Genomic DNA, 16,732 nt, shown 5'->3' with positions numbered 1-16,732 from the left:
CGCGGTGGCGGTGCCGCTCGCGCCCTCGTCGTCCGGCGAGGGCCTCGCCGCGATGCTTGCGGATGCCGAACCCCGTCTCCTTTTCCTCGATGCCGGGGCCGAAAGGCGGTTCGGCGCGATTCTGCCTGGCGAGCCGCACCGCATCGCGCTTGAACGCGATGCATTCGACATTTGGCGTGCCGGGGCGGGCACACCGGCGCCGGTCGAGGTCGCACCCGACGCGGCGTTCAACATCATCTATTCGTCGGGGACGACCGGCCAGCCCAAGGGCATCGTCCAGAGCCACGCGATGCGCTGGCAGCATATCCGGCGCGGACAGGTGACGGGTTACGCGTCGGACGCCGTCACGCTTGTTTCGACCCCCCTCTATTCGAACACGACGCTCGTAAGCCTGATCCCCGCGCTGGCCCATGGCGGCACCGTCGTGCTGATGGCGAAGTTCGATGCGCTCGAGTTTCTGACGCTGTCGGAAATGCACCGCGTCACCCACGCGATGCTGGTCCCGGTGCAATATCAGCGGCTGCTCGACAATCCCGACTTCGATCGTTTCGACCTGTCGAGCTTTCGCATGAAAACCTGCACCTCGGCCCCCTTCGCGGCCGCGCTGAAGGCCGATATCCTGCGCCGCTGGCCGGGCGGGCTGGTCGAAATCTATGGCATGACCGAAGGCGGCGGCACGATGACGCTTGCCGCGCATCTGTTTCCCGACAAGCTGCACACGGTGGGCAGGCCGGCCGAGGGACATCTGGTCCGGCTGATCGACGAGCAGGGCACCGAAGTCGCGCAAGGCACGGTCGGGGAGGTCGTCGGCCATTCGCCTTCGATGATGACCCGCTATCTCAACCAGCCCGAAAAGACTCGCGAGGCCGAATGGTTCGACGAGGCGGGGCGCCGCTATATCCGCACCGGCGACATCGCCCGCTTCGATGAGGACGGTTTCCTGATCCTGCTCGACCGCAAGAAGGACATGATCATTTCGGGCGGTTTCAACATCTACCCGTCCGATCTCGAGACGGTGCTTCGCCAGCATCCCGATGTCGTCGACGCCGCGGTGGTCGGCGTGCCGTCGGTACAGTGGGGGGAGACACCTGTCGCCTTCGTCACTCGCGCCGCCGGGGCGACGACCGATGCCGGCGAGCTCCGGCATTGGTTCGCCGGCCGGGTAGGCAAGACGCAGCGCCTCGCCGAGCTTTGCATCGTCGATGAACTGCCGCGCAGTCCGATCGGCAAGATACTCAAACGCGAACTGCGTGATCATTATCTGGCATCCAGCGATTGAGGAGGCGTCATGCACTATCGGCAGCTCGGCTCGAGCGACCTTGAGGTTTCGGAAATCTCGCTCGGCTCGTGGATGACATTCGGCGTCGGTATCGAGCGGTCGGCCGCGGCAGCGGTGGTCGACCGTGCTCTGGGGCTCGGCATCAACTTCATCGATACGGCCAATGTCTATGGGCGGGGGGCGGCCGAAAGCTTCCTCGGGGAGGCGCTCGCCGGGCGTCCGCGCGACAGCTATATCCTCGCGACCAAGCTGTTCGGACCGATGAGCGACAGCGACCGTGGTCTCGGCCGCGAACAGGTCGTAAAGCAGCTCGATGCGTCGCTCGCGCGGCTCGGCACCGATTATATCGATCTCTACCAATGTCATCGCTACGACCCTGATACGCCGGTCGAGGAAACGATGGAGGCGCTGAGCGACGCCGTGCGCGCGGGCAAGGTGCGCTATCTCGGGTTTTCCGAATGGTCGCCGTCGAATATCCGCGAGGCGCTTGCGGTCCCCGGCGTCGAACCGTTCGTATCGAGCCAGCCGCAATATTCGCTCCTCTGGCGGCGGCCGGAAAAGGAAGTGATTCCGCTTTCCGCCGCGAACGGCATTTCGCAGATCGTCTGGTCGCCACTGGGACAGGGCGTGCTGACCGGCAAATATGTCCCGGGTCAGGCGCCTCCCGCCGGCAGCCGCGCCGCCGACGATGTGATGGGCCGGATGATGGGGCCGAAGATGACCGAAGCGACACTTCGGGCGGTGCAGGATATCGGGCTGCTTGCCGCCGAGGCCGGCGTGACGCTCGTCCAGTTCGCGCTGGCTTGGGTGCTTCGCGAACCCAATGTCGCTTCGGCGATCGTCGGTGCGAGCCGGCCCGGGCAGCTCGAGGAAAATGCATCGGCAAGCGGGCTTGCGATCGACAGCGAATTATTCCGGCAGGCAGAGAATATCGTTGCCGCGATCCCGCGCGAGGATATCACCGTCCCCGAGGTTCCCGGATTCAATACGAGGCGTTAAAGTGACCAATCTGTTTACCCGGCTGCTGGCCGACTTTCCGGGGGACGATGCGCCGTTCGCGGTCCTGCCCGACGCGCGCGTCGTGACCTATGGCGCGATCGGCGAGATGTCGGGACGTTACGCCAATCTGCTGGGCGATCTGGGCGTCGCGCAGGGCGACCGCGTCGCGGTGCAATGCGAGAAGAGCATCGACATGATTGCGCTCTATCTTGGCGTGGTGCGCGCGGGTGCGATCTTCCTTCCGCTCAACCCTGCCTACACGGCGGCGGAAGTCGCCTATTTCCTTGGTGACAGCGAAGCGCGCCTCTTCGTTTGCAGGCCCGATACGCTCGACGCCTTGCGCCCGGTCGCCGAAGCGGCGGGTGTCGGGGTCGTCGAGACGCTGGGAGAGGACGGCACCGGTTCGCTGGCGCGCGCTGCGGCACGCTGCGCATCGCAATTTTCGACGGTGGAGCTTGCGGCCGGCGACCTTGCAGCGATCCTCTATACCTCGGGGACGACCGGCCGATCGAAGGGCGCGATGATCAGCCATGAAAACCTCGCATCCAACGCATTGATGCTGAAGGATTACTGGGCGTTCGAACGCAAGGACGCTCTTCTTCACGCGCTGCCGATATTTCACACCCACGGCCTGTTCGTCGCGACCAACACGATCATGGCGGCGGGCGCGTCGATGCGTTTCCTGCCGCGCTTCGACATCGACGAGGTGATCGCGGCGCTGCCGCACGCGACGACGATGATGGGCGTTCCGACCTTCTATATCAGGCTGCTCGACGATCCCCGGTTCGACGAGGCGCTGGTCCGTCACATGCGCCTTTTCATATCGGGGTCGGCACCGCTGTCGGCGGACGTGCATCAGGCGTTCGAGGCGCGGACGGGGCATGCGGTCCTCGAACGCTACGGCATGACCGAAACCAACATGAACATATCCAACCCCTATGCGGGCCGGCGGCGGGCGGGGACCGTCGGCTTTCCCTTGCCCGGAGTCGGCATTCGCATCACCGATCCCGAAACGCATGCGCCGGTGCCGGCCGGCGCGGTCGGGATGATCGAGATACAGGGATCGAATGTGTTCAGCGGCTATTGGCGGCAGCCGGAAAAGACGGCGTCGGAATTTCGCGACGGCTGGTTCGTTTCAGGCGACCTCGGCCGGATCGATGACGAAGGCTATATTTCGATCGTCGGCCGCGAAAAGGATCTCATCATTTCGGGCGGCTACAACATCTACCCGGCCGAGATCGAAACGGTCCTCGACGAGATCGCGGGGGTTCGCGAGTCCGCTGTAATCGGGGTTCCGCATCCCGATCTTGGCGAAGCCGTGGTGGCGGTGATCACGATCGCCCCGTCGGGCGACCTGTCGGAAGACCGGATCCTGTCGCATCTTTCCGGCTCGCTGGCCCGGTTCAAGCAGCCGCGCGCAATCCGGTTCGTCGACGAACTCCCGCGCAACTCAATGGCGAAAATCCAGAAAAACAGGCTGCGCGAGCGGTTTCAGGATATGTTCGCCGGCGCTTCGCCGTCCGGTCGCGGCAGCTAAAGGCTGCGGGTCGCGCATATAGCGCCGCAAGCGGTGCCGGTGCGCGAGGCAGCGAGTGCAACAAGGGGAGAGGCGCCGCCGCGACGGCGGCCTGCAATAACGTCTGTATGGCAAGGAAGATCGCGCTGGCGCGCTCGACATTTGTCACGCGGGAAATGGCGACAAGGGCCGACGCGACCCAGTACTACCAGATTGCCGGCATAGCGACCTTTTTGGTTCCGCCATGGCCGTCAGGCATTGGCGAGCTTTCAAAGGGCGGCGTAAAATGTCAGCTTCCCGAAACTTGAAATCGAAAGCGGAACGGCTCAACCGGCCACCCGCGGTAAAGACCGTCGAATCATGTCTACGCTATCCTGCTTCTTATTCTCCAAATCTTCGGATTGGCTTCCTTATTCATCTTCCGACACCCTAAGAATCACAGCTTCGTCCGGGCTGATCGACCGACCGCCCTGCGTTCGGACGTCCAATCGGACCGGTTGACCCGTGTCGCGCTCCACGAGGAGCGAATGCGCCTCCTGCGGGGCGAACAGGTGGCGCTCGCCAAACTGCCTGAGTGCCACCATCACCGGAAAAAGATCTTTCCCCATCGCTGTCAGGCGATACTCCATGCGCGCTCCGCCTTCGTTCGCCGCGACGAGTTCCAGAATCCCGTTTGCGACCAGCGCCCGCAGGCGCTCCGTGAGAATGTTCTTGGCAATGCCGAGGCTCTTCTGAAACTCGCCGAAGCGCGCAAGCCCGTCGAAGGCGTCGCGCACGATCAGCAATGACCACCAATCCCCGATCACATCCAGCGCGCGCGCGCTGGGGCAGTAATCGCCCTTCAGACTCTTTCGCGCGACCATCGCCTAATCCCGTACCCGATGCATGTGGAAAATTTTAGTTGCATCATTAAACCATTTGGCTAATCAAGAATGGTTGCGTTATTAAACCATTCGACAGGAGCTTGCAATGATCATCGAGCAAGGCGCGTCGCCGGCGGGCGGCGCGAACGATGGCGCACGCCTGCCGGTCGGCCAAGAGGTCGCCGGTGCGACCGGGGCCGTTGGCACATCCCGCAAAGGCGCGTCGACGCTTGGGCGCTCCACCATCCTGCTGTTTGCCGTCGCCAGCGGTATGGCCGTAGCCAACGCCTATTTTGCCCATCCACTTCTCGACGTGATGGCAAAAGACCTCGGGCTTTCTCACGGTTTCGCGGGGCTGATCGTGGGGATGACGCAGCTTGGTTACGGGCTGGGCCTTGTCCTTCTGGTTCCGCTCGGGGATCTGGTCGATCGTCGCAAGCTCATTGTCGGACAATCGATCCTGTCCGTTCTGGCCCTGATCTGTGTGGGCGTTTCGACGACCGCCGCCATGTTGCTGGCCTCGATGGCGGCAATGGGTCTTCTGGCTGTTGTTACGCAGGCGCTGGTGGCCTATGCCTCGAGCCTCGCACTGCCGTCCGACCGGGGCCATGTTGTCGGCATGGTCACAAGCGGGATAGTGCTCGGTATCCTTCTCGCGCGCAGCGTCGCGGGATTCCTGACCGATCTTTCCGGGTGGCGGACGGTTTATCTGGTTTCCGCTTTGCTGACATCCGTTGTGGCGCTGCTGCTTTGGCGGACGCTCCCGCGACAGGCGAGACGGCGCACGAGTCTTTCATACACCAGCCTCATCAGGTCGCTCCCCACGCTCCTGATCGAAGAGCCGGTCCTGTGCATCCGTGGCGTGATCGCCATGCTCATCTTCGCCAACATCACGACATTGCTGACGCCGCTGGTCCTTCCGTTGAGTGCGCCGCCATATTCGCTGTCCCACACCGCGATCGGCCTGTTCGGACTTGCCGGAGCGGCCGGCGCACTCGGGGCGACACGGGCAGGACGGTGGGCCGACAGGGGATACGGGGAACGCACAACCGGGGTTGCACTCGGTTTGATGCTGGTCGCGTGGCTGCCGATCTGGCTGTTGGATTGCTCCATATTATGGCTGGTCGCGGGGGTTATCATCATCGATTTCGGATTGCAGGCGACCCACGTCACCAATCAGGCGATGATCTATCGCGTCAGGCCAGACGCGCAGAATCGTCTCACGGCCGCATATATGATGTTCTATTCGCTCGGCAGCGCGATTGGCTCGTCGACCTCGACGATCGTCTACGCCCATGCTGGCTGGACAGGCGTCTGCATCACGGGGGCTGGCATCAGCATAGCCGCGATCCTTTGGTGGGCATTCACCCGACGGTGGATACCCGCGGTGGCCACCCGGAAAGTCGACGCGTAAAGTTCAGATTCACATCCGGCCAATTGAACCGAACCCGGAGTATCTCGCTTACACCGACAGGGTCGACAGTCGGCCGTCCGCTTTACCGGGCGCGCGCCCGACGAAAGCAGCTAGTCTCCAACCGGCCACTTCAACCTGGCGGTCCCGCAGTGAGAGGCTTGACCGCGCGTGGCCGTCGATCTGGCCCAACGGCGACGAAAATGAATACCGCCTGCGTCACTTTATGAGCCTCTTCGGCATGGCGGTCGCGCGCCCAAGTTTCGACTTCGACGTGCATCGACGTGCGGCCGACCCTGGCGAGCCTGCCGAAGACCGACACCTCATCACCGACGAAAACGGGCCGGTGGAAGGTCATTCCTTCCACCGAAATTGTCACGGCGCGGCCGCGCGCGTGGAGCGAGGCGACCGACGATGCGGCAAGGTCCATTTGCGCCATCAGCCAGCCGCCGAAAATGTCGCCATAAACATTGGCGCTGGCGGGCATGGCGGTTACGCGGACGGCGGGCTGGCCTTCCGGCATCACCTCATTTTGCAAGATAGGCCTCCTTGGCGAGCGCGCGGGCGCGCATCGACTTGGCTGCGGCGACCATCGCAACGAGCGCGGGGCGCACCTCGTCCCATTTGCGCGTCTTGAGTCCGCAGTCGGGGTTGACCCAGATCTGGTCGGCCGGAACATGTTTTGCGGCGAGCATGAGGAGATCGGTCATCTCGCGCTTTGCAGGGATGCGCGGGCTGTGGATGTCGTAGACGCCCGGACCGATCTCGTTGGGATAAGAGTAGCTGGCGAAGGCGTCGAGGAGTTCCATCTGTGACCGTGCGGTCTCGATCGAGATGACGTCGGCGTCCATCGCGCCGATTGCGCGAATAATGCCGTTGAACTCTGAATAGCACATATGGGTGTGGATCTGGGTGTCGTCGCGGACGCCACTCGCGGTGATGCGAAAGCATTCAACCGCCCAATCCAGATAATGCTGCCACTCCGAACGGCGAAGGGGGAGGCCTTCGCGCAACGCGGCTTCGTCGATCTGGATGATCGCAGCGCCGGCGGCCTCGAGATCCTGCACCTCGTCGCGGATCGCGAGCGCGATCTGGCGGCAGCTTGTCTCGCGCGGCTGGTCGTCACGGACGAAGGACCAGTTGAGGATGGTGACGGGGCCGGTGAGCATGCCCTTCATGGGCTTGTCGGTCTGGTCCTGCGCGTAGCGCCACCAAGCGACTGTCATCGGCTCGGGACGCGAAACGTCACCGTAGAGGATCGGCGGGCGGACGCAGCGCGAGCCATAGCTTTGCACCCAGCCGGCGCGGGTGAAGGCGAAACCGGCGAGCTGCTCGCCGAAATATTGCACCATGTCGTTGCGCTCGAACTCGCCGTGGACGAGGACGTCGAGGCCGATTTCTTCCTGCCATTTGACCGCGGCGCGCGTTTCGACGCGGAGATACTGGTCATAGGCGGCATCGTCGATTTCGCCCTTGATATGCGCGGCGCGGGCCTTGCGGACCTCGGGGGTCTGCGGGAAGCTGCCGATCGTCGTCGTCGGGTAGGCGGGGAGGGCGAGGCGCTTTTGTTGGGCGGTGCGGCGGGATGTGAAGGGCGCGGCGCGGTGGGTGGCGCTTTCGTCGAGGCTCGCGAGGCGGGATGCGACCGCGGGGTTGTGGATCCTCGGTGAGGTCTGGCGCGCGACCGCGGCGATGCGCGAGGCGGAGAAGGCAGCGAAGCTGGCGTCTTCGCCTTCATTGAGCGCCTTGGCGAGCGCGGCAAGTTCCTCGATCTTTTGCACCGCGAAGGCGAGCCACTGCGCGATTTCGGGGGCGAGGCCGGTTTCGAGCGCGAGGTCGACGGGGGTGTGGAGCAATGAACAGGACGGCGCGAGGATGAGGTCGCGTTTGCCCGCCAGTTCCTTGAGGCGCCAGTAGAGGTCGGGAAGGTTGGCGCGCCAGATGTTGCGGCCGTCGATGACGCCAAGCGAGAGCAGGACGTGCGGCTGGAGCTTGGCGAGTGCGGGTTCGAGCTGGTCCGGCGCGCGGACGAGGTCGAGGTGGAGGCCGTGGACGGGGAGGTCGGCGACGAGATCGAGATTGTCGCCGAGACCGCCGAAGTAAGTCGTGAGCATCAGCTTGGGCCCGCGGGTGGCGAGGCGGGCATAGGCGCGCTCGAAGGCGGTGCGCTGTTCGGCCGTGAGGTCGAGGACGAGGCAGGGTTCGTCGATCTGGACCCACTCGGCGCCGGCCTTGGCGAGACGGGCGAGGATTTCGGCATAGGTGTCGAGCAGCCCGGGCAGCAGCGCGAGCGGTTCGACCGCCTTGCCCTTGGCGAGCATCAGATAGGAGACGGGACCGAGGAGGACGGGGCGGGTCACGTAACCGAGCGCCTTCGCTTCCTCAAATTCGTCGAAGATCTTGGTCGAGGCGACCTTGAACGTCTGGCCGGCGGTGAGTTCGGGGACCATGAAATGATAGTTGGTGTCGAACCATTTGGTCATTTCCTGCGCGGTGGTGTCATGGGCGTGGCCGCATGCGGCGTGGCCGGCATCACGCGCTTTTTCGTTGCCTTGGACACCACGCGCCATCGCGAAATAGAGGTCGGGGTTGATGGTCTCTCCGCTCCAATCGTAGCGGGCGGGGACCGCGCCGATCAGCGCGCTGGTGTCGAGAACATGGTCGTAGAGCGAGAAGTCGTTCGAGGGCAGGATGTCGGCGCCGAGCGCTTTCTGGCGCGCCCAGCCCAAGGCGCGGAGGCCAGCGGCTGCGGTCTGCAGTTCGGCGAGGGTGGTCTTGCCGGCCCAATAGCTTTCGAGCGCGAATTTCAGCTCGCGGCGAAGGCCGATGCGGGGGAAGCCGAGGGTGGCGACGCTGACAGTCATTTCTTCAAGCACCTTGCAAGGGGCAAGGCGCCGGGCAGACGCGTACGCACGGGACTCCGCGCCCGCAAAGCAAGGGTCGGGCGCAGCCATGCATGCGGCCTGACCGGACACCCCGCCGGAGGACGTATCTGACGAGGCAGGTCTCCTGGCTCGCGGATCGACGCGGCGGTCTGGCCTTCCCGGTCCCTTGCCGGACCAGTGACACGTATCGACCGCCGCTCACCGCTTACAGTTGCGGGGGCAGCGCCGGATTTACACCGGCTTCCCGTCTTAGCTTCCCGCCGCTTGCGGCGACGCGAAGAACCTCGACAGCCTCCAGGATAGAAGGTGCACGGCGACTGTCAATGCATATATAAAGAATTCCTTATATCTACATTGAGTGGCCTTGGAACGTCCGTTTTCTTCATTTGGTCGCCAAGAGCAGCCGGCCTGCGGTCGGCCATTTCGTCTTTCGAGCCGAATACCCTCAGAGGTGTTCGAGCGCAAAATCCAGCGCCGCGCGAACGGCTGCCACCTGTGCAAGGATGCATTCTTCCGGCGTCGTGCGCGGGCTGTCGGGATAAACCTCGGTGATCGTCGTATAACGCGCGCCCGTGATGGACGTGCAGAGGGCGAGCGCCTGCAGCGGATATTCGATCACGCCGCCCGCAACAACGGTTGAACCGATAATCTCGCCCTTTTCGTCTGCGGGGGCGATATGGGTCACCCGTTGGACCGCGGCGATGATCGATTTCTGGAATTCGGGTTGCGGATTCCCTTTGTCGTCCACGAGATAGAAGCCGTCGGGAATGACTTCTGTGACATAGTCCTTGCCGTCGCGCGCGGCCCGCGCGGGCCCGAACTCGTTGGCATCGCTGTCGGTCGTCTCGTGGAGATCGATGTGCACAAGGAACTGACCCTGCGTGGATTCGACGAGTTCGATCAGTGCGGTGGCCTCGCGCGCCGGTCCGTCGGAGCGGAAGTTCCGGTTCGGGTCGACGGCGTCGTAGTTCCAGCGATTGATCCGTTCATACGCCCACGGGCTGACACAGGGGGCGACCAGCAGATTGAATTTACCGGTATAGTCCGGCGCGGATTCCTCCAGAAACGCGAGGGCGCCGAGGACGCCGCTGGTCTCATATCCATGCACGCCGCCGGTAATCAGCGCGGTCGGCAGGGCGGCATCGAAACGCCGGTCGCGCAGCGCGTACAGGGTGTACTGCTCCCCGGCATAGTCCAGCTCGCCATAGGCGACCTTCTCGTAGCGATCGGCCAAAGCGTCGATACGCGGCAGGATATCGAGGTCATATCGACGCAATCGCGACTGACGGCTTCGCCATAGCTCGACCTCGGTCTCGCCCCAAGGCTGCCCGACGGTGCCGACAGGATAGAAGTGCGGATGGTTCATCATGGTTTCGATCGTTTCAGTGCCGGAAAATTCTTGTGCCGACCGCGGTGCAGCCTCGGCCGGCCTAGCCTCTCCGAGCATCGCTCGGCCAGAAATTTCTGGATCGGGCATGCGGGATTGTGCCGTGGATTGTCCTCGGCGCTTGAACTGGGGATCAGAAGAGAAGGAGGAAAAAGCCTCCGCGCTATCGATGGCAACCGGCCAGCTCGCTAATGGGATCCGGCCGGGACAAAGGCTCTAGGCGTGCGCGTCGTCGAATTTCAGTCCGCTCGACCCCTCACCGAAACCGCTTTCGATCCGCCTCGCGATCCAGCGGATGCGATTTCCCTTTGCGTCTCGCGTCATGCTTGGCACGCGCATCACTTTCAGGCCGGTGCGGGGCAATTCTTCGTCCATCAGGTCGAACGGGGTCGCGGCAAGGATGCGGCCTTTTGCCTGCTCCGTTCCCGTCATCGTCCCTTTGCGCAGCTTGAAACCGCCGCGGCCGGTGGTGGGGACAGGGACGAGCGGAATCCAGTTGTCGGGCACGCCGGTCATCAGCCGATAGGTAAGGTCGGCATTTTCGGTGCCCTCCGCACGTTCGGGCCCGGTCAGCGCGCGTCGTCCCCGACGCGGATCGCCGCCCGCGTCGGGGACGACGCGCTCCACCGCCCAGCCCATGTTCGCCATTTCATCGCGCAGGAAATTGACCTGTTCGATCGGACGCCCCTCGTGGACGTCGAGCGAGGAGGGCGGGACGAGCAAGCCGTCGAGCGCGTCGTCGCCGCGGCTGTTGCGAAACAGGCGGAAGCGCGCGTCGCCCGCGCCATCGGCGCTGCGTGCCAGTGTCTCGGTTTCGCCAAAGCTGTCGCGCAGCGTCACCGAACCAAGCTCTGTGAAGGCGCCCGCTGGTATATCGAGCGGCGTCAGGAACCAGTCGCAGCCATAGATCATCGCGAATTCGATCAGGCACAGCCGCGCGAGATCGTTGGGCTGAACGTCCATCGCGCCGAAGTTCGCCGCGCTGTCCTCGAACTGCCACAGGCGGTCGGCGGGCATGCCGCTGTAGCGAAGCGGGCTGGCGAATGAGGTCAGGTCGATCTCTTCGTCGCTTTCGGGTGCTTCGCCCGGCAGCGCAATGGGCGCCCCGCTTGCATCGAAGCTATACCAGTCGATCGCCCCGCCTTCGTGCATCGGCGCTTCGAAGCCGGCTTGCCCATCGCCCGATCCGGCGCGGATCGCGAAGCGATATTCGAGATGCCGGGGCAGCCAGCTCTCCGATGTCGCAAGCGGCGAGACCTGGGTGCGATACCAGTCGAGCCAGGCGGTAGCGGCATCGTGTGCGGCCGCCGGCGCTCCGGCAAGCCAGGGCGTGTCACCGGCCTCGATCGCAGCTGCGATCGCTTCTCCATCGGGGCTGCGTGCGCCAATCAGCCGCGTCGCGGCGCCGACGTCGGAGGCGGGAAGGGTGAAGGGATAGGCTGCAAGCAGCGTGGCACCGGCATCGAGACCCGCCTCGCCGAGCATCACGATTAGCAGGCCGGCTGCTTCGGCGCGCGCGCGAACTCCCGGCGCGGCCTCGCGCGGTTCGCGTTCGATCGCCTGATCGAGCAGCGCCCCGGGAGCGAGCGGCACCGCCGAAGCGGCGCCCGCGGGTTTCCATGCCGATACGCGTTTCGCCCTCGCCTTGACCTGGACCGTCAGCGGCGTTCCGGCGTCTTCGCCCGAAAATTCCGCAAACTGCCACTGACGCCCGAGCATCCACAGCGGGTCATGCACCGCCATTTCGAGGCCCGGCGTCGGATCGCCGCTGATCGATTGAGGTTCCAGTCGCGTCAGCGCTGGCGGGACCAGATAGATGCCGATGTTGATGCCTTCGCGTGCGACCTCGGCGAGGCTGCCGATCAGCGGAATATGCCTGGTGTCGACGATACTCATATCGCTTGCCTCCCCAGATAGGGCATGATGCTGACCGCCGCGGCGTCGGTAAGAAGCTCCTTGTAATCGAGGATCTTTTCGCCTTGGAGCGACCAGCTTTGCGTATAGATTGCCGGCAGGATCTGGCCCGCGACCGCCGTATGTTCGAGCCGCACCGTGCGCAGCTTCGCGAGTTCGATCGTATCGTCGAGTACCGCTTCGATCCGCGCGCTGCTCCACGGTTTCGTATCGGGCGGCACCGGTAGCAGCAGCGCCTGCGGCGGGCGCGCCGACGCGGCGCGGGCGTGCATCGCGATCCCGCTGACGTGGCGGGGCGGCTTTTCCGGGTCTTCGGGTTTGATCCGGTGCGGCGGCTCGGGCAGGTTTTCGGTGAATTGATCGACCACCAGGGCGACGGTCGGCTTGCCCGGCCCGTAATCGGGCGTGGCGTCGATCAGCCAACTCGTGACGGCGCAATCGGGCGGTGCCGGTAACGGCTCCGCCACCCAGCTTTCGGGCATTTTTTCGCCAAGCGCGGCGATCTGCGCGATCCGTGGTCGGGCCGAAACACCCAACGCCTCGGCCAACAGCAAAACCTCGTTATAGCGCGACACGCCATCGCGTACCGAGCCCATGTCGGCGAGCCAGCGGCGCACGGCGGGTGTGGTCGCGCCGACGGGCGGCGTCTTGAGCGCGCTGTCCCAGACTTCGGGCGTACCGGCGGCCGGATCGAGCGGGGCGAGAATCCAGAAGCCGTCCCCGAAAACAGCCCGGCCGACCTCGACCAGCAATTCGCGCGTCGTCTCGCCCGCCAGCGCGGCGACGGCGCGTTCATGCCGCTGCCGCGCGGCAGCGAGCGCCAGCGCCGCGACATCTGCGCGCTGGCCGCCCATCGGCGGCGCGACGCCATAGGCGTGGAGCGCGACCAACGCCTGTTCGCGCCCTGCATCGTCGTCGATCGCATCCGCCAGCGCGTCGATGGCCGCCCCGAAACCTGCCAGCGCCGTCTGCGCACGCGTTGCCGTAGCCGTGAGCGTCGCAGCGCCGGTTTCACGCAGCTTTTCGACGACAAGCGCAAGATCCTCTCCGGCAGCTGGGGTAGCAGTAGCCAGAAGCTGGCGCATGGCGGCCGCGAGGACCACCGCTTCGCCCAGCGCGATCGATCCGGCGGGCCACGCCGGATCGGCGGTGTCGGCAAGAAGCGTGTCGGCAGCGAGCCCCAATGCCGTGCGCAGGGCGTTATATAGGCTGATCTGCTCGGGCGCGCCATAGACGAGGTCGAGCGCGCAAAGCCCCGCATCCGCCAGCGTGCGCCGGCCACCGGCGTCACTATGCACGACAATCCGCGCGGGATCGCCGAGACGGGCGGCAGCCCACCCCTCGATCTCCGGCGACGCCTTGGCGCGCGGGCGCTGATCGTTCCACGACGTACCGCCGCCGACGATCAACAGCTTGTGAGTGACGATCGCGCCGCCCGCGGGAGTCAGCGCGACGTCGGGGATCGGTACGGGCGAGTCCCCCGTCGCCGCGGCGTCGATCGCCGCCGAGGCCCGTTCGGTATTGCCTTTGACGAGTTGGTGCACCGATTCGGCAAGCAGCAGATCGGCGACCGCGTCGAGTGCCGCCGCCGCGTCGGCGATATATTTATCGAGACGGTCGATCTGGGGCTGGGTCGGCGCCGCCCATGTCGTGACATAGGGGTTGTTCTCGGGCTTGCGGCTGATCGCCGCAATCACGCCGTCGCGCCCGTTTTTCCACATTTCGGTCAAGCGGATGCCGTCGACGACGTTGCTGGGCGCCAGCGCTTCCTGCGCGGTCGTCTCCGGCTCGTCGCGATCGGTCAGGCGACCCTGGACCAGCGGCGCGGCGACGCGCAGCGAAAAGATAAACGCATCGAGATCGCCGACGTGCATCGCGCGTTCGATACGGTAACCGATCAACGCGGCGAGGCTCTGCCCTTGGCGAATACCCTCTATCAGGTCCATCGCATCGCGCACGCGTGCGCTCGTCAGGTCGATGGCAAAGGCTTTGCGTTCGTGGGCGCGATAGGCACCGCGGAGTACGCCGGCAGTCGCGGCGTGCGGAACGCTCGGCGCGTGGATATATCCCTCGCTCTCGCGGGGCCCGGCCGGGACGATGCCTTCGGCCCAGCCATAAGCGCCGATCAGCGTCGCGCCCGGTTTGGCGGCGCGCCGCGTGCGCCGGCGCCGCTCGACGAGTGCCGTGACCCACGCATCGAGGCGGTGCGACGCGACATCGAGCGTTTCGCCGACGAGAATCCGGCGCTCTTCCTCGCCGATCGTCTCGTCCGCGAGCACCGCGAGCGCCTCGCGCATGTCATCGAGCTCGGCGCGCGCGTTGGACCAGGCGTAGATTGCAAGATCGGCGAAGATCTTCCGCGTCGCTTCGGAGGTCGCGGTGATCGCCATCTCGGCATAGGTCGTTCGCGCCGCCTCGATCGGCTGATAGGCGTTGATGCTCGCGGCGGGATCGATGAATGCCGCGAAGATATCCGCCTGCGCTTCATAGACGATGGGCTGCGGCACTTCGATCTGCTCGGCGCTGCGGATGAAAGCGTTGCGGAGGCGGGTGTCGGCCGATGTCGCGGCGACCAGATCGGCAAGCCGGCCGCGGCCACCTTCCGCCGCGACCTTCTCGTTGATCTGCTCCCAGCCCAGCAGGACGAGCGCCTGGAACACGCTTTTCGGCGCGCCGGGCGAGCCGCCATCGAGGATTGCACGGCAAAAGGCGGCGTCGCCCGCCAGCGCGAAGGGCAGGCGCACAGGGCGTGCCTCTTCTTCGAGCGAGACCGGCATATTGGTATAGCTCGCATTGTTGAGCGCCTGCCAGGCGAGGCCGCCGATCAGCAATTCGGCTTCGGCATCGGTGTCGACCGCGCCCGCAACCTCTTCGTACAGCATGCATGTCGGCCGCGTGACCGCGCCGCGCGCGTCGACGGCGCGGCTGACCGGACCCGCGCCGAGCAGTTCGATCAGCGTCTCCGATATCCGGGTTTCGCCGTTCACGATATGCGGCACATTGCGCAGCGCGGCGCGCCATTCGGTCCGCACGCGCCGCAGCAGGTCGATCATCTGCCCTTCGAAACCCGTTCCCGACCATTCGGCATCGGTTGCAGCGACGGGCAGCAGGCCATAGGGCTGGTCGCCAACGCGGATCGCGGGCAGCGGGCCGCGGCCATAGACTGCGTCGCGGTGGAGCCGGCGTGCGTCGGCTTTCTGCATGTCGCTGAGCTTCGGGCCGCCCATCCCGTCGCACTTGTCGAGGAAATTGCCCCAGGTCGGTCGCCACAGCGCGATATTCATCGCGCGTGCGCGCCATGCCTCGGGCCGCGCGGCTTCGGGCACATCGGCAAGCAGCGCCGGATCGATCCCTAGAGCTTCGGCGACGACCGCTGCATTGGCGACAGGCTCGGCTGTTGCGGGATCGAGGCCGGGAGGGGAGGCCGCGCGTTTCGCGCTCCAGGCGCTGCGGCCTTCCTCGCGATTGTTGGTCGGCGTGCCCTGCGGCAGGAAACCGATGCCGCGCGACAGATCGTGCGATTCAAGCAATGCGCCCAGTTCGGCTGCGCCCTTCGCTCCGTCGATGCTGCGGCGGATGCCATAGACGAGCAGGCTCTCGACGCGTCCGCCGGGTTCGGCAAGCTTGACCGTCACCGCCATCCCCGCTTCGACCGCATCGTCGTACCGCACGATCCACTCGGCACCCGGCGCGACGGGAACGCCGTCGACCTCGACGAGCGATTCTTCGGGGCCTTCGAAGATGCCCATCGGCAGCGGCGACTTGATCGCCTTGCCATTCACCCGGACGGTGCCACCCTTTTGCCGAGCGACGACGACGAACTGGTCGGGCAACAACCGCGCGGCGATCGTCAGCGGATCGGTCGGTGCGATCTCCGGAAAAGCGGGCTCGCTCGCGCCGCTGCGGTCGGCGAGGTTGGTGGGACGAAGTGCATGCGCGATCCACCCCGCACGCGACGCACCCACCGCGCCGACCAGCGTCGCCCATGCCTGTTCCTGCCCGGATTCACCGGCCGACCAGACGCCGCGCCAATAGATTTCACCCGCCTCGCGTTCTTTCGTCGCGAAGCTGCGGTTGAGCCGGTCGATATGAATGGTGTCGGGATAGATGCGAACGCGCAGATGCTTGCGATCGGCAGTGTATCGCGTCTCGACACGCAGGGGCAGCAGGATCAGAGGCGTGTCCGATTCGACCGCGCAAGGGTCGATAAATCGGCCCAGATCGGGCAGTTCGAATTCGCGGTCGAGTTGGCCGAGACCTTCGTGCAGCTCGCGATATTTGCCCGCCGCCGTCTCGCGCTGGCGCCCGAGCCGCTTTTCGGTGGCGAGATCGCCCACGCTGCGGGCGGCAGTCATCGCTTCGTCGATCTCGCGCATCTTCTGCGCCGCCGCGTCGATCTTTGCACCGGCCCTGGTGCGCGCGGTTTCGTAGCTCGCACGTTTCTGGCGAAGCTGGCCGAGGGTGGGTTCGCGTGCCAT

At 65.2% G+C, this 16,732-nt stretch carries 10 protein-coding genes and 1 riboswitch; of the genes, 4 read left to right on the top strand and 6 right to left on the bottom strand.

Going from position 1 to position 16,732, the window contains the following annotated elements:
- From VN047_RS10800 to VN047_RS10790, 3 genes are all read left to right on the top strand, one after another.
- On the top strand, nucleotides 1-1,279 hold a 1,279-nt coding region (locus VN047_RS10800; RefSeq protein WP_325542528.1), incomplete at its 5' end, for a class I adenylate-forming enzyme family protein.
- A 9-nt stretch (nucleotides 1,280-1,288) separates the two neighbouring features.
- The gene (locus VN047_RS10795; protein WP_325542526.1) at nucleotides 1,289-2,278 is read left to right on the top strand and encodes an aldo/keto reductase family protein; all 990 of its coding nucleotides are present in this window, start codon (nucleotides 1,289-1,291) and stop codon (nucleotides 2,276-2,278) included.
- 1 nt (nucleotide 2,279) lies between these two features.
- A complete protein-coding gene (locus VN047_RS10790; RefSeq protein ID WP_325542525.1) occupies nucleotides 2,280-3,815 on the top strand; it encodes a malonyl-CoA synthase in 1,536 nt (511 codons plus the stop codon).
- Nucleotides 3,816-4,204: 389 nt separating this feature from the next.
- Here VN047_RS10790 and VN047_RS10785 read toward each other — a convergent pair whose 3' ends face one another.
- Complete coding sequence (locus tag VN047_RS10785; RefSeq protein WP_325542523.1) at nucleotides 4,205-4,657, bottom strand: helix-turn-helix domain-containing protein; 453 nt, start codon at nucleotides 4,655-4,657, stop codon at nucleotides 4,205-4,207.
- A gap of 106 nt (nucleotides 4,658-4,763) precedes the next feature.
- On the opposite strand from VN047_RS10785, the gene VN047_RS10780 reads away from it, so the two are divergent.
- Nucleotides 4,764-6,071 carry an MFS transporter gene (locus VN047_RS10780; RefSeq protein WP_325542521.1) on the top strand — a complete coding sequence of 436 codons (1,308 nt, stop codon included), beginning with the start codon at nucleotides 4,764-4,766 and terminating at the stop codon, nucleotides 6,069-6,071.
- A gap of 130 nt (nucleotides 6,072-6,201) precedes the next feature.
- Here VN047_RS10780 and VN047_RS10775 read toward each other — a convergent pair whose 3' ends face one another.
- The 5 genes from VN047_RS10775 to VN047_RS10755 form a co-directional block, all read right to left on the bottom strand.
- Nucleotides 6,202-6,591, bottom strand: a complete 390-nt coding sequence (locus VN047_RS10775) for an acyl-CoA thioesterase (protein WP_325542532.1) — start codon at nucleotides 6,589-6,591, stop codon at nucleotides 6,202-6,204.
- Between the two features lie 4 nt (nucleotides 6,592-6,595).
- A complete protein-coding gene (gene metE / locus VN047_RS10770) occupies nucleotides 6,596-8,932 on the bottom strand; it encodes a 5-methyltetrahydropteroyltriglutamate--homocysteine S-methyltransferase (RefSeq protein ID WP_325542519.1) in 2,337 nt (778 codons plus the stop codon).
- A gap of 118 nt (nucleotides 8,933-9,050) precedes the next feature.
- Nucleotides 9,051-9,255: riboswitch (cobalamin riboswitch) on the bottom strand.
- 143 nt (nucleotides 9,256-9,398) lie between these two features.
- Entirely contained in the window at nucleotides 9,399-10,430 is a 1,032-nt protein-coding gene (locus tag VN047_RS10765) for a M14 family metallocarboxypeptidase (RefSeq protein WP_325542517.1), read from the bottom strand.
- Between the two features lie 126 nt (nucleotides 10,431-10,556).
- Nucleotides 10,557-12,236 carry a hypothetical protein gene (locus VN047_RS10760; protein WP_325542515.1) on the bottom strand — a complete coding sequence of 560 codons (1,680 nt, stop codon included), beginning with the start codon at nucleotides 12,234-12,236 and terminating at the stop codon, nucleotides 10,557-10,559.
- A complete protein-coding gene (locus VN047_RS10755; protein ID WP_325542513.1) occupies nucleotides 12,233-16,732 on the bottom strand; it encodes a hypothetical protein in 4,500 nt (1,499 codons plus the stop codon). The genes VN047_RS10760 and VN047_RS10755 overlap by 4 nt, the downstream gene beginning before the upstream one ends.

The sequence above is a fragment of the Sphingopyxis sp. genome (assembly GCF_035565275.1).
Taxonomy (GTDB): domain Bacteria; phylum Pseudomonadota; class Alphaproteobacteria; order Sphingomonadales; family Sphingomonadaceae; genus Sphingopyxis.
This window is presented reverse-complemented; position numbering and strand designations above follow the sequence as displayed.

Coding starts and splice junctions, on each gene's coding strand:
- VN047_RS10795 (WP_325542526.1), top strand. CDS start 1,289: ATGCACTATCGGCAGCTCGGCTCGAGCGACCTTGAGGTTTCGGAAATC.
- VN047_RS10785 (WP_325542523.1), bottom strand. CDS start 4,657: ATGGTCGCGCGAAAGAGTCTGAAGGGCGATTACTGCCCCAGCGCGCGC.
- VN047_RS10780 (WP_325542521.1), top strand. CDS start 4,764: ATGATCATCGAGCAAGGCGCGTCGCCGGCGGGCGGCGCGAACGATGGC.
- VN047_RS10775 (WP_325542532.1), bottom strand. CDS start 6,591: ATGCCGGAAGGCCAGCCCGCCGTCCGCGTAACCGCCATGCCCGCCAGC.
- metE (WP_325542519.1), bottom strand. CDS start 8,932: ATGACTGTCAGCGTCGCCACCCTCGGCTTCCCCCGCATCGGCCTTCGC.
- VN047_RS10765 (WP_325542517.1), bottom strand. CDS start 10,430: ATGCCCGATCCAGAAATTTCTGGCCGAGCGATGCTCGGAGAGGCTAGG.
- VN047_RS10760 (WP_325542515.1), bottom strand. CDS start 12,236: ATGAGTATCGTCGACACCAGGCATATTCCGCTGATCGGCAGCCTCGCC.
- VN047_RS10755 (WP_325542513.1), bottom strand. CDS start 16,732: ATGGCACGCGAACCCACCCTCGGCCAGCTTCGCCAGAAACGTGCGAGC.